This window comes from Aeromonas sp. QDB20 (assembly GCF_027707805.1).
In the GTDB taxonomy this organism is placed as follows: Bacteria; Pseudomonadota; Gammaproteobacteria; order Enterobacterales; family Aeromonadaceae; genus Aeromonas; species Aeromonas dhakensis.
The window spans coordinates 41,206-62,497 of sequence record NZ_JAPCJC010000005.1 but is presented as its reverse complement, the minus strand read 5'-3'; the positions used below and the strand labels follow the sequence as shown (position 1 = coordinate 62,497).

At 62.8% G+C, this 21,292-nt stretch carries 16 protein-coding genes; 6 read left to right on the top strand and 10 right to left on the bottom strand.

Going from position 1 to position 21,292, the window contains the following annotated elements; all coding sequences use genetic code 11:
* Window positions 1-186 precede the first annotated feature (186 nt).
* Together PG897_RS07660 and tyrA are read left to right on the top strand one after the other, a co-directional pair.
* Window positions 187-1,260, top strand: a complete 1,074-nt coding sequence (locus PG897_RS07660; RefSeq protein WP_024942195.1) for a 3-deoxy-7-phosphoheptulonate synthase — start codon at window positions 187-189, stop codon at window positions 1,258-1,260.
* Between the two features lie 118 nt (window positions 1,261-1,378).
* A complete protein-coding gene (gene tyrA, locus PG897_RS07655) occupies window positions 1,379-2,518 on the top strand; it encodes a bifunctional chorismate mutase/prephenate dehydrogenase (RefSeq protein WP_024942194.1) in 1,140 nt (379 codons plus the stop codon).
* A gap of 70 nt (window positions 2,519-2,588) precedes the next feature.
* On the opposite strand, the gene hdfR is transcribed toward tyrA, so the two are convergent.
* The 10 genes from hdfR to PG897_RS07605 all read right to left on the bottom strand — a co-directional run bounded on the left by hdfR (window position 2,589) and on the right by PG897_RS07605 (window position 15,926).
* Window positions 2,589-3,464, bottom strand: a complete 876-nt coding sequence (gene hdfR, locus PG897_RS07650) for an HTH-type transcriptional regulator HdfR (protein ID WP_005299567.1) — start codon at window positions 3,462-3,464, stop codon at window positions 2,589-2,591.
* Complete coding sequence (locus tag PG897_RS07645) at window positions 3,464-3,820, bottom strand: DUF413 domain-containing protein (protein WP_010634377.1); 357 nt, start codon at window positions 3,818-3,820, stop codon at window positions 3,464-3,466. Before PG897_RS07645 ends, hdfR begins: the two co-directional genes overlap by 1 nt.
* 302 nt (window positions 3,821-4,122) lie before the next feature.
* Window positions 4,123-4,605 (bottom strand): serine protease inhibitor ecotin, encoded by a 483-nt coding sequence (gene eco, locus PG897_RS07640; RefSeq protein WP_005299572.1) that lies wholly within the window; start codon window positions 4,603-4,605, stop codon window positions 4,123-4,125.
* A gap of 230 nt (window positions 4,606-4,835) precedes the next feature.
* Window positions 4,836-5,393, bottom strand: coding sequence for an Lcl C-terminal domain-containing protein (locus PG897_RS07635; RefSeq protein ID WP_005299575.1), 558 nt, complete (start codon window positions 5,391-5,393; stop codon window positions 4,836-4,838).
* Window positions 5,390-6,763 (bottom strand): Lcl C-terminal domain-containing protein, encoded by a 1,374-nt coding sequence (locus tag PG897_RS07630; protein WP_270828836.1) that lies wholly within the window; start codon window positions 6,761-6,763, stop codon window positions 5,390-5,392. Before PG897_RS07630 ends, PG897_RS07635 begins: the two co-directional genes overlap by 4 nt.
* Window positions 6,764-6,821: 58 nt before the next feature.
* Complete coding sequence (locus PG897_RS07625) at window positions 6,822-9,236, bottom strand: proprotein convertase P-domain-containing protein (protein WP_024942192.1); 2,415 nt, start codon at window positions 9,234-9,236, stop codon at window positions 6,822-6,824.
* A gap of 32 nt (window positions 9,237-9,268) precedes the next feature.
* The gene (locus tag PG897_RS07620) at window positions 9,269-11,335 is read right to left on the bottom strand and encodes a prolyl oligopeptidase family serine peptidase (RefSeq protein WP_024942191.1); all 2,067 of its coding nucleotides are present in this window, start codon (window positions 11,333-11,335) and stop codon (window positions 9,269-9,271) included.
* A complete protein-coding gene (locus tag PG897_RS07615) occupies window positions 11,335-13,497 on the bottom strand; it encodes a TonB-dependent hemoglobin/transferrin/lactoferrin family receptor (RefSeq protein ID WP_201881717.1) in 2,163 nt (720 codons plus the stop codon). The genes PG897_RS07620 and PG897_RS07615 overlap by 1 nt, the downstream gene beginning before the upstream one ends.
* Before the next feature lie 307 nt (window positions 13,498-13,804).
* Window positions 13,805-15,655, bottom strand: coding sequence for a DUF3413 domain-containing protein (locus PG897_RS07610; protein WP_201881719.1), 1,851 nt, complete (start codon window positions 15,653-15,655; stop codon window positions 13,805-13,807).
* A 43-nt stretch (window positions 15,656-15,698) separates the two neighbouring features.
* Window positions 15,699-15,926 (bottom strand): YejL family protein, encoded by a 228-nt coding sequence (locus PG897_RS07605; RefSeq protein WP_005299589.1) that lies wholly within the window; start codon window positions 15,924-15,926, stop codon window positions 15,699-15,701.
* Window positions 15,927-15,999: 73 nt separating this feature from the next.
* Here PG897_RS07605 and yejK point away from each other — a divergent pair, with 73 nt between their 5' ends.
* The 4 genes from yejK to malG all read left to right on the top strand — a co-directional run bounded on the left by yejK (window position 16,000) and on the right by malG (window position 21,269).
* On the top strand, window positions 16,000-17,061 hold the full coding sequence (gene yejK, locus PG897_RS07600) for a nucleoid-associated protein YejK (RefSeq protein WP_026140927.1): 1,062 nt from the start codon (window positions 16,000-16,002) through the stop codon (window positions 17,059-17,061).
* Between the two features lie 395 nt (window positions 17,062-17,456).
* Window positions 17,457-18,638 (top strand): maltose/maltodextrin ABC transporter substrate-binding protein MalE, encoded by a 1,182-nt coding sequence (gene malE / locus PG897_RS07595; protein ID WP_005299593.1) that lies wholly within the window; start codon window positions 17,457-17,459, stop codon window positions 18,636-18,638.
* A 75-nt stretch (window positions 18,639-18,713) separates the two neighbouring features.
* Window positions 18,714-20,366: a maltose ABC transporter permease MalF gene (gene malF, locus PG897_RS07590; protein ID WP_005299595.1), complete on the top strand. Its 1,653-nt coding sequence runs from the start codon at window positions 18,714-18,716 to the stop codon at window positions 20,364-20,366.
* A 12-nt stretch (window positions 20,367-20,378) separates the two neighbouring features.
* Window positions 20,379-21,269 carry a maltose ABC transporter permease MalG gene (malG, locus tag PG897_RS07585; protein ID WP_005299600.1) on the top strand — a complete coding sequence of 297 codons (891 nt, stop codon included), beginning with the start codon at window positions 20,379-20,381 and terminating at the stop codon, window positions 21,267-21,269.
* Window positions 21,270-21,292 lie beyond the last annotated feature (23 nt).

Here is a 21,292-nt window from a genome sequence, read left to right as displayed (position 1 = left end):
TTTCTGGCCGAAAGGGTCTCTTTTGTGGTCATTTATCCATCTGCTAGCGAATAAATCCGCTAGTTTCACTTGATTGTTTGTTTTTAATTGGTAAGGTGGGGGCGGTTGCGTAACAAAGTGCTGACTTGTGTAAACAAAGCTGAACGGTCGGCGCAGTTGGCTTGAAACAGTAGAGAGAATGAGAAAATGCAAAGAGACCCCCTCAACAACATCCATATCCAGTCCGAACAAGTGATGATCACGCCTGCCCAGCTCAAGGAGAAACTGCCCATCTCCGATCGCGCGCTGGCATTCGTGCAAGGGGCCCGCAATACCATCGCCGACATCATCCACCGTCGCGATCACCGTCTGCTGGTGATCTGTGGTCCCTGCTCCATCCACGACATGGACGCCGCCAAAGAGTACGCAACCAGACTCAAAGTGCTGCATGACGCCTATCAGGACACTCTCTACATTGTCATGCGGGTCTACTTTGAGAAGCCACGCACCACGGTCGGCTGGAAGGGCTTCATCAACGACCCGAACCTGGACGGCACCTTCGACGTGGAGCTGGGGCTGCACCGGGCCCGCGAGCTGCTCTGCTGGCTGGCCGAGCTGGAGCTGCCGCTGGCCACCGAGGCGCTCGACCCCATCAGCCCGCAATACCTGGCGGAGCTCTTCTCCTGGTCGGCCATCGGTGCCCGTACCACCGAATCCCAGACCCACAGGGAGATGGCGTCCGGTCTCTCCATGCCGGTTGGCTTCAAGAACGGCACCGACGGCAACCTGGGTACTGCCATCAATGCGCTGCAGGCGGCCTCCAGCCCTCATGCCTTCATGGGGATCAACCAGCAGGGCCAGGTCGCGCTGCTGCAAACCCAGGGCAACCCGGATGGGCATGTGATCCTGCGCGGCGGCAAGCACCCGAACTACGACTCGGTCAATGTGTCGCTCGCGGAAGAGGCGTTGGAGAAGGCGGGCCTGCTGCCCGGCCTGGTGGTGGATTGCAGCCACGGCAACTCCAGCAAGGATCACCGCCTGCAGCCCAAGGTGGCTGACAACGTGATCCATCAGATTGAGGAGGGCAACCGCTCCATCATAGGGGTGATGCTCGAATCCAATCTGTTCGAAGGCAATCAGTCGAGCGAACAGCCCAAGTGCGAGATGCGCTACGGTGTCTCCATCACCGATGCCTGCATCGACTGGGAGACCACGGACGCGCTGCTGGCCCGTTGCCACAGCCAGCTGACGGCACCACTTTTGGCCAGAACCAAGGCATAAGCCGTGGTATCTTGTCAGCACTGATTGAACAATCGAGGTGTCACCGGCCGAGGCGGTGACACCTCGTTGCCTCTTGAATCACAGGGCGTCGCTGCGGGCGGCGCCGCAGGGACCGGATATGGCTGAAGAGTTGAATGCCCTCAGGGACAAGATAGACGCGGTGGACAAGCAGCTGATTGATCTGCTGGCCGCCCGTCTCGCCCTGGTGGGGGAAGTGGGGGAAGTGAAGAGCCGGCACGGCCTGCCCATCTATGCACCGGATCGGGAGGCGAGCATGCTGGCCCGCCGCCGCGCCGAGGCCGGGGCTCTGGGAGTGCCGGGGGATCTCATTGAAGACGTGCTGCGCCGGGTGATGCGCGAGTCCTATATTCTGGAATCCGCCAGCGACAAGGAGCACCACTTCAAGTGCATGAAGCCGGACCTTGGCAAGGTGGTGATCATCGGTGGTCAGGGGCAGCTCGGTCGTCTGTTTGGCAACCTGTTCAGTCTCTCGGGCTACCGGGTCGAGACCCTGGGTCAGGCCGACTGGCCGCGCGCTGACGAGATCCTGCACGGCGCTGGACTGGTGATGGTGGCGGTGCCCATCGACGTCACCTGCCAGGTGATCGATCGGCTCGGCAACCTGCCCGAGAACTGCCTGCTGGTGGACGTGACCAGCGTCAAGAGTGAACCGCTTGCCCATATGCTGGCGGTGCACAAGGGGCCGGTGCTGGGGCTGCATCCCATGTTTGGGCCGGACGTGGCGAGCCTCGCCAAGCAGGTGATCGTCTGCTGTCAGGGGCGCGACAACGATGCCAGCCAGTGGCTGCTGGAGCAGATGACCATCTGGGGCGCGCGTTTGCAGCAGGTGGAGGCCAGGGCCCACGACGAGGCGATGACCTTTATCCAGGCGCTGCGCCACTTTGCCACCTTCGCTTACGGCTGGCACCTCTCCCGTGAGCAGGCCAACCTCGACCGCCTGCTGGCGTTGAGCTCCCCCATTTACCGGCTGGAGCTGGCCATGGTGGGACGGCTGTTTGCCCAGGATCCCCACCTCTACGCCGACATCATACTGTCGTCGCCGCAGAATCTGGCGATGATCCGCCGCTACTACCAGAACTTCGGCGAGGCGCTGGGGCTGCTGGAGCGGGGAGACAGGGAGGGCTTCATCGAGGCCTTCAGCCAGGTTTCGGGCTTCTTTGGCGAGCGGGCGGACGAGTTCCTGCGCGAGAGTCGCACCCTGCTGGCCCAGGCCAACGATCGTCGCCATCACGGCTGACGATGACCAAAAGCAAAAGGGGCCAACAGGCCCCTTTTGCTTTTGCATGCCAGCGCGCGTTGCGCCGCCTCTATTCCGGCTGCGGCAAGCGCAGATCGGCGCCATCCCAACCCAGCGGCAGGGTGAGCAGCTGATCGATCAGCTCCCGCCGATCGGACTTTTCCAGATAGGCGAGGTAGAGCGGACGGCTCAAGGCCTGGGCGCCTTCCACCAAGTGCAGACGCCCCTGCTCCAGGAAGGGGCTTACCATGCGCCTTGGCAGGTAAGCTGCGCCGCCGTTGGCCAGCACGAACTGCAGCGCCATATTGGCGGAGCTCGAGTGCAGCACCGGGGTCTTTTGCAGGCTCTGCAGCCGGCTGGGCTGCGGCTCAAAGCTGGTGCCCCAATCCAGATGAATGTGCGGCATCTGCATCAGGCTGTCGGCGTTGGCCGCGCCATCCCGGCTCACCAGCTCGAACACCAGCTCACCGATGGGGTGCAGGGCAATCTCGTCGATCTTGGTCGGCTCGGAGAGCAGGGCGAGATCGAGGGAGCGCTCCAGCAGCTGGCGACACAGATGCTCGCGGGAGGCGGTCTCGAGCCGCACCGCAAGACCCGGGGCCAGGGCATAGACATGGTTGAGCCAGTCATTGAAGTCGAGCTCCCAGAACACCGCGGGGGCGCCGATGGCGAGCTGCTGGCTGAAACCGGGGGAGAGGGCCACATCCTGCTTGGCGCGGCCCAAGGTATGCAAGATGGCGTCTGCGTAGGGCAGCAGACGCTCACCGGAGGCGGTCAGGCGGATGTTGTTGCGATGGCGGGCAAACAGACTGACCCCGAGTTGCTGTTCGAGCTGGCGGATCCGAAAGCTCACCGCCGACTGGGTCAGGTAGAGATTTTCAGCAGCCCGGCCGAAGTGCCGGGTCTTGCTGACCTCGATAAAGGTCCGAAGCAGTTCGGTATCCATTAATCGATGGACTCGTCGCTACCGCTGCCACCTTCAAAACCGCCGCCACTCGCTTCCTCGTTGGCACCGCCGGCGACGGTGCACAGACGGTGCACGCGCTTGGGACCGATCACCTTCAGATACTTGAACCACACCTTGGCGTGGGGGTTGTTGCCGGCGGCGCCGGACTTGACCTGCTCGATGAAGGCGCTTTCCACGTCATCGCGTGCGGCCAGGTTGCCCTGATAGAGCGCCAGCATGGCGGTACCGTATTTTTCCAGACTGTCCGCTTCGGCCACAGTGAATTCGCCACTGCGACGCAGGCCACGGGGAAAATGTTTGAAGTCGTTGAAACGCTTGTCTGATTCGAAGCTCATAGTGCTCTTTTTCTGGTTAGTTTGACCTTTGCGGGCAAGTATCATCAGGCCGTCGCAGAGTGCAAAATCAATTTTTTCACTATATTGATAAATCTCTTTCATCGAAAGTGATTTGCCGCGGATCCATGGGCCCGGGTCGGCTGAAAAGGGCAAAAAAGTGAGAAAAAAAGCGGAGTTATGTCAGGTTCTATAAAGGTTGGCGGGGTGGGAAACAGCACAGTTTGTTACAAATAAAGCGCCATTCGGCGCTCTATTTGATGTCATTCATGAACCAAAGCGGGAGGTTTGGTCTCGGTAGAGACTCACTCGATCATGGCTGGCTGAGCCAGGGTATCGGCACGCCACAGACGGTAGCGCACTTCATACTCCTGCGGTACGTAGAGCACGAACGGCAGCTTGGAGTTGTAGTTCACGAAGAAGCCCTGGCCGTAGATCTGGACGAAGGTCTCTTTCTTCTGGCCATCCGGGCAGGCCATCAGGGTGCTGATGGGATCGGACACCTTGCCGAGCATCAGGTAGTTGTAGCCCCAGCCTTTGACGCTGTGCTGTTCCAGGTTGCCGGCAAAGCGCGGCACATTGCAATCGACCATCATTTTCTTGCCGACCTGCAGCTCGACCATCATGTCGGCTTCGTTCTCGACTTCCGGCAGGCGGATCACCACACGTTCCTGGTTCACTTCGGCGGCCGGGAACATGCTGATATCAAATTTTTTCGGTTCGGCGGCGAAGGCATGGCCGCCCAGCAACAAGGCGCCCAGCAGGCTAAAACGCAATACGGTTTTCATCTGTACCTCATGGGGTTGGTTCAACGCCGCTAGACTAACCGCTCTGCCCGTTTCATGCCAGCGATCTGCTACGTAAAAACTGCGTAAAATGATGCAGATCCGGCACACAATGACGTCTTCTGGCTATTTTCTGACAGGGCGCAGATCCGCCGAACGACAGGCCGGGCCGCAAACGCGGGTGGCCAGCCGGGATCCTGTGTTCATCGGGATCCCCTGGCCACCCGACTCCATCAGCGCACCAGCAGCACCTGCTTGGCCCAGGCGCCGGGGGCCCGCATGCCGACGGCGCCGCTGGTGATATCCAGGTAGGCGACCCCCTTGCTGGCTGGCACCGGGGTGGAGGACCAGAGGTAGACGTAACCGTCGTTCACCTCTTTGCCGTCACCGGCCATGGCGCGGGGGAAGATGGTTTCGTTGAGCGCCGGCTTGTAGCAGGCGGACTCCAGCACGCTGGCCAGCTCCTTGATGGTAGGCAGGCGCCAGCCGCCGTGGCCGCCGAAGTTGTACAGCGCATGGCTTGGCTCGGTGCGGATCCGCTCGGCGGTCAGCAGGGCCTGCTGCCAGTAAAGCCGGGTCGGTTCGCCTTGGCAGCTCTGGTTGCGCCAGGTCTGGCCGAGCTGGCAGCGCATCCAGGTCAGGCCGGTGGATCGATCCGTGACGGTGCCGTTGCCGCGGTCGATGAAGCGGGCAGTAGGGCTGGTTCTGGGCATGTTGTCATCACAGATGGCGGTGGCCAGGGCGAGGGGACTGCCAAGGGTCAGCAGCAGGGTCAACATCAAGCGGTTCATCGGGTTACCTCCGCCACCAGTCGCAGTTGCAGACCGTTGGCATCATCGCTGTTTTGAACTGTGGTGGCGTAGTCGGTGCCGGCGTCATCGCCAAGGAAGATGTGGGCGATGGCGCTGATGGGGGCGCTCTCCAGCCGGCGCGAAGGGGTCAAAGTCTGGCTCCAGTAGTAGCCGCTGAAATCCTTGCTGGTGGTGCCGACATCGGGGAAGTAGCGCACGTCCATGCTCACCGGCTGGCCGTCCTGGCGGGAGAGGGAGCCGTAGTGCTGCAGGCTCATCAGCTCGCGCGAGTGGGGCATGCGCCAGCTGGTGATGCCGCACAGCTGCTGGGCGTTGAGCCACTGGCGGTACTGCTCCGTGGTGCAGATGGCCTCGCCATCCGGGCAAGCGTAGTCCAGCTCCTGCTGGGTGGGGTGATAGTCGTCAAGCTCCCAGGCGAAGGTGCGGTGCAGATCCCGCGGACTGGCGGGATCATCGAGCTTTTTTTCCCAGACCAGGCCGGTATTGAGATCCTCCACGCACTCCCAGGCGGGGGCGTCATCGGCCAGCGGCTGTCCCTTGCCGTCGAGCTTGCGATAGCGCAGCGGCGCCTTGTTGAGGCTGGCCTCCTGCCCCGGGTGGTCGGCGGGTTCTTGGGTGATCAGGTAGTCGACCCCGTCCGTGTAGGTGGTGACGCCACTGCCGGTGATCAGTGGATGGGAGTGCTGTTGCAGCAGCCGGGCACTGACGCGCTCCTGCTGGCTGGCCAGCTCGCCGTGCAGGGCAAAGTGGCCAGCCAGCTCGGGCAGCAGGCTGCCGATGGCAGGCCACACCAGCATATGCAGGGTGGCGGTGGAGAAGCCCTCCTGGGCCTTCAGATCGGTCTCGACGACCGCCTGCAGCAGCTGGCCCAGCGCCAGGTTGAAGTCGCTCAGCCGGGAGAGGGCGGCCAGATCCTGACCCGGTTGCAGCGGCGCCAGCGCACTCAACAGCTCGCCGAGGGCTTGCCTCGGGGGCTGCCCCTCGGCGATGCGGTATTGCAGCAGGGTGCTGAGCGGGCTGGGGGTCAGGTGCTGATCATCGAGCCGGGCTGCGGGGTGGAGCAGCACGGGGGCGGCCGGGTTGCTTGGCAAGAACAGCAAGGTGCTGGTCAACAGGGCCGGGGCGCTGCCGCTCAGCCGGTGAGTACCGGCCGCGCCGCTGACACTGGGCTCCCCCTCATCACAAGATGCATTCTGGTTGAGGTTGACGCACAGGGTGCCGGCTTCGGGCAGGGTCACGGTCAGGCTGTAGTCGGGGACCGCCAGCGGCGCCTCGTCCGAGCCGCCACCGCCACAGGCGGTGAGCAGGGGGGCCAGCAGGCAGGCCAGGCGGGAGTAATGTGGTGTCATCTCTAGTCCTTGGGGAGGGGGCCTTGGCCCCCTCTTCTTATATATGGATGGGGTGGATTCAGGTGCGCTGGCGCAGGCGGCGCCAGAGTGCCAGCGGTAGCAACCAGAGCAGGTTGGCTGCCCCGCCGCCGCTGCCGTCGTCCACCTGGAAGTGGATGATGCCGTCATCGGGTGGAGTGACCGGCTTGCTGCACTGGGCGCCGGTGCGCTGGCTGATGCTCCAGCCGTTGATGCGGCCCTGGTTGCCGGGCTTGCTGTCCACTATCTCCAGCGTCCAGCGACCGGCCAGCGGCTCGCCTTCCAGCGCGCTGAAGGGCTGCAGGGGCAGCAGCTCGGTGGGGAAGACCCCCTTGAGGCGCGGCAGCGGGCTGTAGCCCTTGTCCCAGATCTGGATGCGGGTGCCGGAGGGGGAGTTGAGCCAGATCTCCAGCTCATCGAGCGCCGGGTGTTGCAGATCCAGGTTCAGCTGCAGCCGATCGCTCACCCTGGCCTCGCTGCTCTCCAGCAGCAGGCTGGTTTCACTGAGGCCACGCACCTCGTCGCTGATGGCATCGCTCAAAGTGAGCGGCTGGCCGCTGGCGCGGCTGACGATGGGGGCGCCGATGGGCAGGGTCAGCGACTGTTGCCACTGGCGCTCGGTCGGGCTGGTACCGCTCATGGCGAGGCTGACCGGCAGCGCCACCTCGTCGCCACAGGCGAGCGGGCTCTGGGCCAGCAGGCGCAGGGTGGTGGTCATGCTGGCACCCGCCGCGAGGGTCGCCGGTTGCCAGTTGTAAGGATCGGCCTGCAGCCCGCTTGGCAGCTGGAGGGCCAGCTCGTTCAGGGTCACCGGCCCCTTGCCCTGGTTGGTAAGGGTCAGTTGCACCGACTGGCGCTGCCCCAGCTCGATGACGCTGCCATCACTCAGGCCCACATTGACCGGTGCCTGCAGCAGGCCGTGCTGGCGAAACGCCTGCTCCAGCAGCCTGGCATAGGGGCGCGCCGGGTAGAGGCGAGCGGCGGTATCCACCGTGATGCGGGCCAGCTGCGGCATGCGGATGGCCGGGCCGAGACCGAAGTGGGATTCGATGATCAGGCGATCAAACTCGTCCCGCGCCCCTTCGCCCTGCTCGGCGACCGCTGCCAGCAGCGCCTGGAACAGCGGGGTGCCCCACAGCTGGTCGCCATTGCTGCCGTTGATGGTGCGGTGGGCCGGATAGTTGTAATCCGGGTGGTAGCGGGCGCGTAGATCGTCCAGCTGACGCGGGGTGCGGTCGGTGAAGCGGGCATCCCAGTTGAACACCATGGCGGGCTCGAACTGTCGACCTGCTTCGCTGCGCTGGCGGTGGCTGGCGGCCAGGTAGTCGCTGAAGCCTTCGCCGATGGCGCCCCAGTCCGCCTCGTCCCCGAGATCCGGCACTATGTGATGCTGCACCGCGTGGCCGAACTCGTGCCAGATCACCATGGGATCCTCGGCATCGGGCACGCCGCTGCGACCCAGCTCCAGCCTGCGTTCGAACGGATCGTAGAGGGAGTTGTCCTGATAGCCGGCCTCGGTGTCGATGTCGAGCGCCCCCGGGATAAGGTCGCTAAAGCCGAGGCGCTTGAGGTGGCGCTGGGCCAGATCCAGGTGGTAGTAGGCGTTGATGTCGGCAAAGCCGCGATCATCGCGGGTCAGGCGAAACCCCTGCGGGCTGTCGGCGCTGAAGGGGGCGGTATCCGGCTCCATCGCATCCACCACCCGGGCGTGGGGGCCGCTCAGCAGATAGCGTCCTCCCGCCAGGGTGACCGGCAACGGCACCTTGTCCTGATAGGCGGCGTCCGCCAGTTGCAGGGCTTCGTGCCAGACCAGACCGGCGTCGCGCAGCTGGGTGCGGGGATCCGGATCGAATACCCGAGCCTCCAGCTGGGTGTCGCCTGCGTCGACGGTGCGGCTGGCCCGGGTGGTGGCCGCATCCATCCAGCGGCCGAGCTCGCGGCTGCCGTCACAGCTGGCGAAGAGCTGCACCTGGCTGGCCTTGGCGTTGCCCGCCTGATGCTCGCGCACCCGCTGGCGCAGGGCCGGCACCAGGGTGTCGCCGTCGCGCCAGTACCAGGCCTCGACCGGACCAAGGGTGTCGATCTCGCTGCCGCCATCGCGCAGCTGTTCCAGCAGGGGATCCAGATTGCCGGCGGCATCGCAGCCGGGTTCGCGGCTATTCAGCGGCCGGCTGTTGTGATAGATGCGCCAGGGCTTGCCGGCCTTGTCGACGCTGACGGCGGCCTGGATAGTGGCCACCGGCAGGCCGTTGACCAGCTGGCGGAAGCTGTAGTGATGGCCGAGCAGGCTGGCCCTGTCGTAGTCGGGGGCGAGCGTCACGCCGAGACGCTGTTCGAGCCACTGCTGCGGCGTCGTGGTCAGCGGTTGTTCATCGACAAACTGCAGCTCGGCCGCCAGCAGTGGCTGGGAGAGCAGGGTTGCCGCCAGCCAGAGGGCCAGGGAAGAGGGTTTCATGGTTTACTCCAACACAAAAATGAGAAAAGGGATCACCGGCGGGCGCCCGCCAGGGTGAGCAGGAAGGCGTACTCGCGGGCCGCCTGCTGGCGCGCGTTGCCCGGGCTGGTGCGGTGGCCGCCGTCGAGGGCCGTACTGAGCAGATAGGGGCCCGCTCCCGTGCTGTGTTCCCGCAGGCGGGCCACCCACTTGAGCGGCTCCCAGTAGGGCACCTGACTGTCGTGCAGCCCGGCCGTCACATAGACGGGGGGGTAGGGGGCCGCGTGCAGGTTGTCGTAAGGGCTCAGGCGACGCATGGCGGCGTAATCGGCGGCAATGGCCGGGTTGCCCCACTCGGCGTACTCCTGGCGGGTGAGCGGCAGTTCGGGATCGCTCATGGTGCCGATGAGATCGACGAAGGGCACCTGCAACACGGCCCCGGCGAAGCGGGTCGGCGCCTGGTTGAGGGCCGCCGCTACCAGCAGGCCGCCGGCGCTGCCGCCCATGGCGAACAGCCGGGCGGGGTCGATGGCGGGATCCCGGGCCAGCGCCTCGGCCACGGTCAGGAAGTCGTCCACGCTGTGCTGCTTGTGGCGCCCGCGTCCGGCCAGATACCACTCATCCCCCAGCATGCCGCCGCCGCGCACGTGGGCGATGGCGTAGACGAAGCCGCGATCCAGCAGGCTCAGCACCTGCGGCTGGTAGTAGGGGCGCATGGGGGTACCATAGGCGCCATAGCCGTAGAGCAGCAGCGCCTTGGGGGTGTGGATGTCCTTGCGCCACACCAGGGAGACCGGCACCTTGACGCCATCCTTGCCCACCACCCAGCGGCGCTCGCTCTGGTAGGGGGAGGGGAGGGCGGCCCGGGCGTCCGGCAGCCAGCGGCCGCTGGCGAGATCGAGCTGGCGTTGGTGCGGCGGCTCGGCCATGCCCTGACGGCGGATCAGGATCTGCCCGCTGGCGGGGTCGTGAGCGCCCTGGATCCAGGCCGTGCCGGCCCCCTCGGTCAGCAGCAGGCGATGGCTGAGCCGGCCGCGGCCATCCAGCACGTCGAGCCAGTCATCCCCTTTGTGGCGATACTGCAGCACCGTGTAGTCGGCAAACAGGCGCCACTTCTCGAGGCTCCTCTGCTCGCCGGACCAGAGCGGCTGCCACTCTCCCTTGGCCACCTGGCTCAGGTCGGCCACCTGATAGAGGCCGAGGGCACCGTCCCGGTTGCTCTTGAGCAGCACCCGCTCCCCCTGGGTATCCAGGTAGTACTCGAGGCCGGCCTGACGGGCCTTGAGCAGAGCCGGTGTGCCCTCGTCCAGCAGATACTGCTCGGCGCTGTCGTGGTTGTTGCTCTGCAGCAGCAGGTGGCGCCGATCCGTGGTGCGATAGAGGCTGAGCAGCCAGGCAGGGTCCGCCTCCTGGTGGATTTGCTGCTCCTTGCCATCGCGCCAAGCCCACAGCTGCCAGGGGCGCAGGGTGCGAGGTTCGTTGGCGATGGTGTAGAGGGTCTTGCCATCCAGGCTCCAGAGCAGATCGGCGGCCCGGTGGGTCAGGGTGGCCAGGGGCTGGCCGTCGGCCAAGTTGAGCAGGGTAATGCGGTAGTCCCTATCGCCCTGCAGATCTTCGGCCAGGGCCAGCCAGCGCCCGTTCGGGTGCAGGGCCCAGCCGGCGAGCTCGTAGTAGCCGCTGGCCGGTTGGCGGGCCGCCAGTCGTTGACGGGGTTCAGCCTGCTCGCCGCTGCGCTGCCACAGGCTGCCGTCGGCTTCCATCCGCCACTGGCTGCCCGCCTCGCTCAACCACTCTTGCGGCATGGGCTCGCCGCGCGCTTGCGCCTGCCACTCGGCCTGCAGAGCCTGCTCCAGTGGCCGCTGAGCGGCGAGCTGCTGCTCGGTCCAGCGGTTCTGCTCGCCCAGCAGGGCCAGCAGGGCGGGATCCTGGCGGCTGTCGTCGCGCCAGCCGCCGTAGGGATCGAGCCGGGCCCGCTCCCCCGGCATCGGTAGCGGGCGGTGAGGAATAAGCGGCGCCGACGCGGCGACGGCCTGGCTCGGGGCGCCGGCAGCTGCAAGGGCGGCAGGCTGGGTGGGCGCCGGAGTGGCCAGCAGGCTGGCCAGCATCAGGAGTGCGTGCATCAGAGCCCCACGAAGGTGTAGCGCAGGCTGGCGCTCAGGGAGCGGCCCGTCTGGGTGTAGAGGCCCGCATCCGTGCCTGCTTCCAGCCCGGCGACGTCCTGATAGCGGGTGTAGCGGGTGTCGAGCAGGTTGTCGAGCTTGAGGTTGGCCTTGAGGGCGTCGGTGATCTGCCAGTCGGCGGTCAGGGCGAAGCTGAGCCAGCCTGCGGTTTTCAGGCACTCGCCCTGCTGCTGGGTCAGGCTGTTGCCACAGCTGGGCACCCGGCTCATGGCGGCGGCGTAGTCGGCCTGCAGCCCCAGGCTCCAGTCGTTGGCCTGATAGCTGAGGCGGGTGTTGCCCTCGAGCGGAGTGAGGTTGCGCGGCGATTCGCCCTGGCTGGTCTTGCCGTCGACCCAGCCCAGCTTGGTGGCCAGCTCCCATTGCGGGGTCAGCCAGTAGCTGGCGGCGACTTCGGCGCCCCAGGTCTCGGACTTGGCGACGTTGCGATATTGACGCAGCATGACCCCGTCGCTCAGGCGGAAGCCCACCTGACGCCAGTCGACGAAGTTGTAGTAGCGGTTGTAGAAGAGGGCCGGCTTGATGCTCCATTCGTCCCCTTCGCCGCTCACCCCCCACTCGAAGCTGTGGCTGGTCTCCTCCTTGAGATCCGGGTTGGCGATGATCTCGAACGGCGGCAGGGCAAAGTAGTGGGGGATGTTGCCGTACACCTTGTCGTAGGAGGGGGCGCTGAAACCGTTGGCGTAGCTCAGCCAGCTGCGCCACTGCTTGTTGAAGCGGTAGCTGGTGGCCAGGCTCGGCGAGAGGTGCCAGCTGTGGTTGCTGTCGCCCCGGCCATCCTGCGGGCTCAGCCACTGCTGATCCATGCGCAGGGTCGGGGTGAACTGCCACTGGCCCAGGGTCGCCACGTCCCCCAGCCAGATGCCGGCCCGATCGGTGCGGGCGCTGCTGAAGGGGGCTGACTGGGTGGGTTGGGGGATGCCGGCTTCCAGCATCAGCTTCTCCACCGGTCGCTCGTGCCGGGTGCGCGCCAGCTCGAGGCCGTAGCTCAGCTTGTGCTCGACGGCGCCGGTGACCAGATCGCGGCGGATATCCAGCTCGCTGCCGAGCAGGTGCTCGGTGAAGGTGGCCAGCTCCCGCTCGCTGCGATAGCGGGGGTAGCCGCTCAGCTCGTCATTTTGCAGCAGGCTGCGCTTGTTGGCGGTGTTCTTGGCATAGTTGCCGTGCAGGTTCCAGGTAAAGCGGTCGGCCAGCGGATGGCCCAGATCCTGCGCCTCCCAGCTCAGCTTGCCGCCCTGGGAGCGCTGGCTGCCGTTCTCGCGATACTGGCGCACCTGCCACTTGCCGTCGGGCTGGGGAATTTCGCGCGGCCCCTGATCCCGCTTGGCGTTGTCCTCGAAGTAGTCGATCTCGAGGCGCAGCAGATGGTGCTGATTGAGGGTCAGGCTGGAGCTGGTGGAGGCGCTGAGGCCATCGAGATCCGCCGGGATGCGGCTCTGGTCGTAGTTGGCAGTCTCGTGCCCCTGCCAGCCGGAGAGGCGCAGCAGGTGGGCGCTCTCGCCCCAGCGGGCGGCGCCGGTGGCGCTCAGTTTCTGTTTGTCGCTGCTGCCGTCGTGCAGCACCTTGCTGCTGAGGTAGCCATCCTGCCCCTGCAGGTAATCTTCCGGCTGCTTGGTGGTGATGACCACGGTGCCGCCGATGGCGTCCGAGCCGTGCAGGGCGGAACCGGCTCCCTTGGCCACCTCGATCTGCTTGACGTCATCGAGATCGAAGCTGAAACGGCCCACCTTGTCGTTGAGATCGTCGGCGCCGAAGCCGTCGCTGACCCGGACCCCGTCCTTGACGATCAGCACCCGGTTGCCACCGATGCCGCGGATGCTGATGTTTTGCGGCCGACCCGCCGAGCCGGTCACAGAGACGCCGGGTTCGTTCTTGAACACGTCGGTGAGCTCGGTGGCTATCTGGCGCTCCAGATCCTCTTCGGTGATGACGGTGATGGAGCCCGAGATGTCGGACAGTTTCTGCTCGACCCGCTGACCCTTGACGATTATGGTCTCGCGCGCCTTGGGCGGGGTGGTGCCGGAGGTGTCTATCCCTGCGGGATCGCCGGCGGCCAGCGCTGTACCGGACAGCAGCATGGGCCAGTAGTGAAGTAGTGTTTTCATTTTGAGAATAATTATTATTTAAGCCTGAAGGCCGCGGATTATTGCAGAGAGGTCCAATCAGATCAACGATTGATAATCATTATCATTTTGTTTTTATGATCCTGATCAGGCTGCATTTTTTGATGAAGACATCAGTAGCAAAGTGGGCCAACGTTTGCGCCTGCAGGACGCAGGGCAGGCAGACGGGGGGATGAAATAGGGGAGGGTGGCAAGGTGTTGGCTGAGGGTTTGGCAGCTCATGCCAAGGTTATGTCGGCAATAAAAAACCCGCTCGAGGAGCGGGTTTTCAAGGGATACAGGACGGGCCTCAGGGGGCGCGGTAGAAGCGGTTCAGCTCGTTCATCACCTGGATCATGACCCCCATGTCCGGGGTGCCGTGTTTGATGGGACGGTAGCTGTTGCGCTCCAGCAGCTCGAAGTCACCCTGCTTGTTGAAGTGGGTGATGGTGTTGCCCTGATAGATGGCAAAGTCGCGCTGATCCCCCGCCAGCAGCCAGTTGCGCGGGCTGTTGTCAAACAGGTTGCGGCCTATGCTGTAGTCCCGCTGCGGGTTGCGCACCCCCAGCATCCCCTGCATCAGGGTCGGCACCAGATCCAGGTGGCTGCTCACCGGGCTCGTCGGCAGGGTCTCGTTGCCCGGCCAGGCTAGCACGAAGGGCACCTGCACCTGATAGGGTGAGTAGTTGGTGCCATAGCCCCAGCTGTTGCTCTGGGTATCGTTGAACTCCTGGCCGTGGTTGGCGGTGACCACGACGATGGTCTGCTCGCCAATGCCCTGCTGCTGCAACTGGGTCAGCATCTGCTCCAGCAGCTGATCGGTGTAGAAGACCGAGTTCTTGTAGCGGTTCTCCAGCTTTTGCAGGTTTTCGGCCTGATAGGCGGTGGCCGGGTTGAACTTGGTGAGCTCCGGCTGGAAGGGGCCCTTGATGCCGGCCGGCAGCTGGTAGTCGCCCGGGCTCGACAGATAGACCAGCGAGAACCAGGGGCGGTCAGGGGAGCGCTTGGCGAGCCACTGCTGCCAGTCGCCGACAAGCTGGGTATCGTCGGTCTGCTCGGAGACGAACACCTGCTTGCGCAGGCCGGAGAGGATGCTCTGGCGATACTGCTGGGCATCTTCCAGCGCGCCGAACAGGCCGAACTGGTAGTCCTGGCGCAGCATCTCGTCAAACAGCACCGGCGGGGTCTTGTCGTTGCGAATGTCGTCGTAGTAGTGGCCAGGCAGGCCGTAGAACAGGCTGAACATCCCCATGGCGTCATCGTTGCCGCCACTCATGTGGTTGGCAAAGTTGAGGTGCTGATCCGCATAGCGCTGCAGATTGGGCATGTTGATGTTGTTGAGCATGTCGGCCCGCAGGGAGTCGACCACCACGATCAGCAGGTTTTTGTGGGTCAGCGGGGCGTTGACGCTGAGCGGGCGCAGCGGGTAGCGCAGCCGGCTCGCACTGTCGCCATCCTGGGACTCGGCCTTCTTCTCGTACTGATCCAGATCCAGCCAGCCGTGCTTGGCGAGGAAGCTCTTGGCGGTCATCGGGTAGGAGAGCGGGAAGTTGGCGCGCTGCATGGTGATGGGCTGATACAGGGTGGCATCGGCCCAGCTGTTGACCACGTGGGTCAGGATGAAGCAGACCAGCAGGGCCAGCCCCACCTGATTGCCGTACTGGCGGCGCTTGCGCTTGTTGATCTTGCGCCACACATAGGCAGACAGCAGCAGCTGCACCAGGAAGATGGTGGGTACCGCCACGAAGATGATGCTCCAGATCGAGCCCTCCTCGGTCTGGGCCTGATCCAGCAGCAGCTGCCACACCTGACCGTTGAGGTGGAACTTGAACAGCTGGAACACCTGGGTGTCGATAAGCAGCAGCACCAGCGCCAGGGTGGCGATGATGGCGGAGATGAAGCGCAATGGTTTCTCCCTGGGCAGCACGAAGCTCAGGGGGAAGATCGTCAACAGGTAGGTGACAAAGCTCAGAAACGAGAAGTGACCGATCCAGCTGATGATGAGATAGGTCACGCCGAGCGTGGTCGACGGCCAGCTGATCGCCCCCAGATAACGGGTGGCGATCAGCATGGCCAGAATGATGTTGAAGAAGGAGAACCAATGCCCCCAGGTGATCAGGCGAGAGACATTATCACGATAGGGGTTGCCGGTTTCGACCATAGTGATCCATCTGCTTGAAAAACATCAAAGAATGCGAAGAGACTCAATGAGCGTCGTGGCGATGATCGACCGAGGCGGTGAGCGCCTGGATGAATTTCTCGGTGATCGCCTGACGCTGGGCCGGGGCCATGCCATTGATGATGTTGGTGGTCAGGTTGCCGAGCACCATCAGACTGAGGTCCACCGGCGCCTTGTGCTTCTCCAGGGCGGTGATCAGGTCGTTCATCAGGGCGTCAAATTGCTCGTTATTGTACTTTGATACGATGGGCATAATCTTGGGTTCATCTTGGTTCAAAGCGCCTTATAATACTTCACCCTTTCGGCTAACACTATGGCTTTGTGACATGAGTCTCGATATCGACAAGATCATTCTTCACTCCCTGCGCCAGGGCGGCGATGGTCAACCTCACGCCGACACCCGCAGCCAGCTTCTGCCTGCCGATGAGGCGGTACAGGGGCTGATGGCGGAGCTGCACCGCATTTACAACGGCAAGGGGGGCAAGGGCTTTGGCTTCTTCGCCGACCCCGAGGCCGCCGTCGCCGAGCTGGCAGAGGGGGAAGAGGCCCCCAAACAGCCCTCTCCCCTGTTTCGCATCGCGCTGGAAAAGCTGCTGGACGAGCAGCTCGAATTCGTGCCCTTCTCGGTGGAGATGACCCAGCTGCTGGTCAAGCAGCTGGTGGAGCACGCCCTCGACGAGCAGGGGGTGCTGCTGTTTGCCAAGTACAACTACGTGGGTGTGGATTATCTGATGATCGCCCTGCTGGAGGGCAAGGAGAGCGTCACCGTCAGCGAGGCGCTGGAGCTGCGCCACATCCAGTATCTGGATATCGGCAAATTGAACCTGGTGGCCCGCATCGATCTCACCGAATGGAAAACCCAGGCTGATTCGCGCCGTTACATCACCTTCAGCAAGGGCCGGGTCGGTCGCAAGCTGGGTGATTTTTTCATGGATCTGCTGGGTGCCCGCGAGGGGATGGATGCCAAGATCCAGAACAAGGGGCTGCTGCAGGCGGTGGACGACTATTGCGACAGCCGCCAGCTCGAACCGGCCGAGCGCAACGACTACAAGAAACAGGTCTTCAAATATTGCACCGAGCAGGCCAGCGCCGGTGAAGAGATCGAGATCAGGGAGCTGTCAGCGGAGCTCTCGTCAAAAGAGGCAGGGGAGGGCGACCTCGATTTTTACAGCTTCATCGGTCAGGAGTACGAGCTGGAAGAGCGCTTCCCGGCCGACCGCTCCACCCTGCGCGGGCTGACCAAGTTCGTCGGCTCCGGTGGTGGGCTGACGTTGAGCTTCGAGCAGAAGCTGCTCAACAGCCGGATTTTCTACGATCCCCAGACCGATACCCTGACCATCAAGGGGGTGCCGCCCAACCTCAAGGATCAGCTGTTGCGCCAGTCGTAATGTGATCTGCTTTCCACTTTTGGCAAAAAGACACCGCAGCCTGCTGCGGTGTCTTTTTATTTAACGGGGTAGGTGGCAGCGAAACCAACTCGGTGATTTGTTAACAAATTAAACAGAATAATCCCTGTGAAAGGGTTTTCAATGAGGTGAAAACCCTTTCATTCATGTTTATTTATTTCTCTTTGGTAATTTAATTTCTTAATTTGGCGATAAATATGCCAATAAATGGCGTTAACCCCCTGAAATAAGAAAATGTTTTCAGAACTTTCCGGAAGAAAATACGTAATTGCGTTTCAAAAATGCGAGTTGCGTCATGTGAGGCGGTAACGGCTTGGGATAATATTCATCTCGCACACAATGCTCTTGCAGCGCGGAACTAATACAAGGAAAGGCTCATGAAAAAGAAATTGCTGTCATCCCTGATCGGTCTGGCTACTCTGGGTGTGGCTTGCTCTGCCACTGCCGCCATTGACGAAGGCCAACTGACCATATGGATCAACGGTGACAAGGGATACAATGGTCTGGCCGAAGTAGGTAAGAAATTTGAAGCCGAAACCGGCATCAAGGTGACGGTTGCTCACCCTGATCAGGTGGAAGTGAAATTCCAGCAAGCCGCTGCTACCGGCAACGGCCCGGACATCTTCTTCTGGGCTCACGACCGTTACGGTGAGTGGGTCAAGGCCGGTCTGCTGGTCCCCGTGACCCCGAATGCCGCCACCAAAGCCAAGTTTGAACAGTTCGCCTGGGATGCCATGACCGTCGATGGCAAGACCTACGGTTATCCGGTTGCCGTCGAAGCCGTCAGCCTGATCTACAACAAGGATCTGCTGCCGGAGCCGCCGAAGACCTTCGAAGAGATCGCCAAGATTGACGAGACTCTGAAGAAGAGCGGCAAGCGCGCCATCATGTGGGCCTATGACACCCCCTACTTCAGCTACCCGCTGGTGGCTGCCAACGGTGGCTACGCCTTCAAGAAGACCGCTACCGGTTATGACGTGAAAGACACCGGCGTGAACAACGCGGGTGCCAAGGCCGGTGTCGGCTACATCTCCGAGATGATCAAGTCCGGTCACCTGGAAAAAGGCATCGACTACGGTGTGATGGACGCCAAGTTCAACAAGGGCGAAGTGGCCATGATGATCAACGGTCCCTGGGCCTGGAGCAACCTTGACAAGAGCGGCATCAAGTACGGCGTTGCCTCCCTGCCGACCCTGAAGGGTAAACCGGCCAAGGCCTTCGTCGGCGTGCTGGGTGCCACCATCAACGCCGCCAGCCCGAACAAGGATCTGGCCATCGAGTTCCTGGAAAACTACCTGCTGACCGATGCCGGTCTGGCGCCGGTCAACGCCGACAAGCCGCTGGGCGCCGTGGCGCTGAAGTCCTTCCAGAAGACCCTGGAAGCGGATCCGCACATCAAGGCCACCATGGTGAACGCCCAGAATGGCGAGCCGATGCCGTCCGTGCCTGAAATGAGCCGTTTCTGGTCCTCCTTCGAAACTGCCCTCAAGAACGTGACCTCCGGCCGTCAGAGCGTTGACGAAGCCCTGGATACCGCTGCCAAGCGTATCGTTCAGTAAGCACGCACTACCCGGGAGGCCGCAATGGCCTCCCACTCTCTCAAATCTCTCTTGGCGTTATAAAGGTTAATTGGCATGGAAGTAGTACCTTCTATCGAATCCTATGCCGGTCCGAAGGATAAGCACACCTGGCTTAAGTGGACCATTGCTGCCCTGGTAGCCATCCTCAACGGTTATGCAGCCGTGATGATGTACGCCAGCGGTGAGTGGGTATTCGCTCTGCTTGATCTGGTGGTGGTCTCCGTCGGTCTGTATGTCTTCATGAACAAGAAGACCTATGCCCACCGCTATATCTTCCCCGGTGTGGCTGGCATGGTTGTTTTTATCATCTTCCCTCTTGCCTACACGATCGGCATCGCCTTCACCAACTATTCGGGATCCAACCTGCTCTCCATCGAGCAGGCGCGGGATTACCATCTGAAAAAAACCTATAAGGTGGCGGGCGGTGAATTCGATTTCACCCTCCTGGGTGGTGAGAACAATCAGTTTCAGCTGCTGCTGAAACAGGACGACCAATCCTTTATCAGTCAACCCGTTACCCTGATGAACAACAAGGCCCGTGAGCTGGCTGTCCGCGAGGGCAGGGTTCATGACAAGGTACAGGTTGTTCAGCTGCAACCCCTGGCCGGTGAGGCCGTGGATCAGGTTGCGCCCATCCGGGCCATCGTCGACCACCGCACCCACCTGAGCGCACTCGATCTGGTGCTGCCGGATGGCGGAACCCACCTGACCCTGAGCAGCCTGCGCAAGTTCGCCGCCCAGAAACAGCAGTACACCCGTCTACTGGACGGTGCCGTGCTCAAGTCCGGGGTGGTGATCAAAGACAGCAACCTGCTGCGTGACAACCAGAGCGGCGAGCTGATGCTGCCCAACGGCGACACCGGCTTCTATCAATACATCGACGAGCAGGGCCAGTTTGTCGGCAAGAGCGTGGCACCCGGTTTCGTGGTGAGCGTGGGCTGGAAGAACTTCGCCCGTATCGTCACCGATCCGGGCATCCAGGCGCCGTTCCTGCAGATCTTCGTCTGGACCGTGATCTTCTCCGCCTGTTCGGTGGGCTTCACCCTGGCCATCGGCATGGTGCTGGCCTGTCTGGTACAGTGGGAGTCCCTCAAGGGGCGCGGCTTCTACCGGGTCATGCTGATCCTGCCCTATGCCATCCCGGCGTTCATCTCCATCCTGGTGTTCAAGGGCTTGTTCAACCAGAACTTCGGCGAGATCAACCTGTTCCTGGAAGCAGCGTTCGGCATCAAGCCTGACTGGTATACCAACCCCTTCCTGGCCAAGGTGATGATCCTCATCGTCAACACCTGGCTTGGCTACCCCTACATGATGATCCTCTGCATGGGCCTGCTCAAAGCCATTCCGGAAGATCTCTATGAGGCGTCCGCCATGGACGGTGCCGGTCCGGTGCAGAACTTCTTCAAGATCACAGTACCGCTCCTGATGAAGCCGCTGACGCCCTTGTTGATTGCCTCGTTCGCGTTCAACTTCAACAACTTCGTGCTTATCCAGTTGTTGACCAACGGCGCGCCGGACATCATTGGCGCCAGCACCCCGGCCGGGACCACCGACCTGCTGGTGAGCTACACCTACCGGATCGCGTTCCAGGGCTCGGGTGGTCAGGACTACGGTCTGGCCAGTGCCATCGCCACCGCCATCTTCCTCATCGTGGGTGCGCTGGCCTTGCTCAACCTGAAATTGTCCAAAGCCGACAAGCAACTGTAAGGAGGCTTCAACATGGCAATCGTACAACCCAAATCGGTCAAATACCGGGTGTGGGCAACCCACCTGGTGATGTGGGGCTTCCTGGCACTGATCATCTTCCCGCTGATCATGGTCATCGCCATCTCGTTCAGAAACGGCAACTTCGCGGTAGGGGAGATCATCCCCTCCAACCCGACCCTGGATCACTGGAAGCTGGCGCTGGGCATGTCCATCACCAACGCCGACGGCAGCATCACGCCGCCGCCGTTCCCGGTGCTGACCTGGTTGTGGAACTCCATCAAGATCGCGGGCATCACCGCCCTGATGATAGTGGTGCTCTCCACCACCTGTGCCTACGCCTTCGCCCGCCTGCGGTTCCGTGGCAAGTCCACCATCCTGCAGGGCATGCTGATCTTCCAGATGTTCCCGGCGGTGCTGGCACTGGTGGCCATCTATGCGCTCTTCAACAAGATTGGTGACTACATCCCCTGGCTGGGTCTCAACACCCACGGCGGCCTGATCCTGGCCTACATGGGCGGCATCGCCCTGCACGTCTGGACCATCAAGGGCTACTTCGAGACCATCGACTCCTCCCTAGAAGAGGCGGCGGCCATCGACGGTGCCACCCCGTGGCAGGCATTCCGGTTGATCCTGCTGCCGCTGTCGGTGCCCATCCTGGCGGTGGTGTTCATCCTGGCCTTCATCGGTTCCATCACCGAGGTGCCCATGGCCTCCATCCTGCTGCAGGATGTGAACAATCTGACCCTGGCGGTCGGGGCCCAGCAGTACCTCTATCCGCAGAACTACCTGTGGGGTGACTTCGCCGCGGCCGCCGTGCTGTCGGGCTTCCCCATCACGGTCGTCTTCCTGCTCGCCCAGCGCTGGCTGGTGGGTGGTCTCACTGCCGGCGGCGTGAAAGGTTAACGGTTCATGGCCGGGGGAGCCGA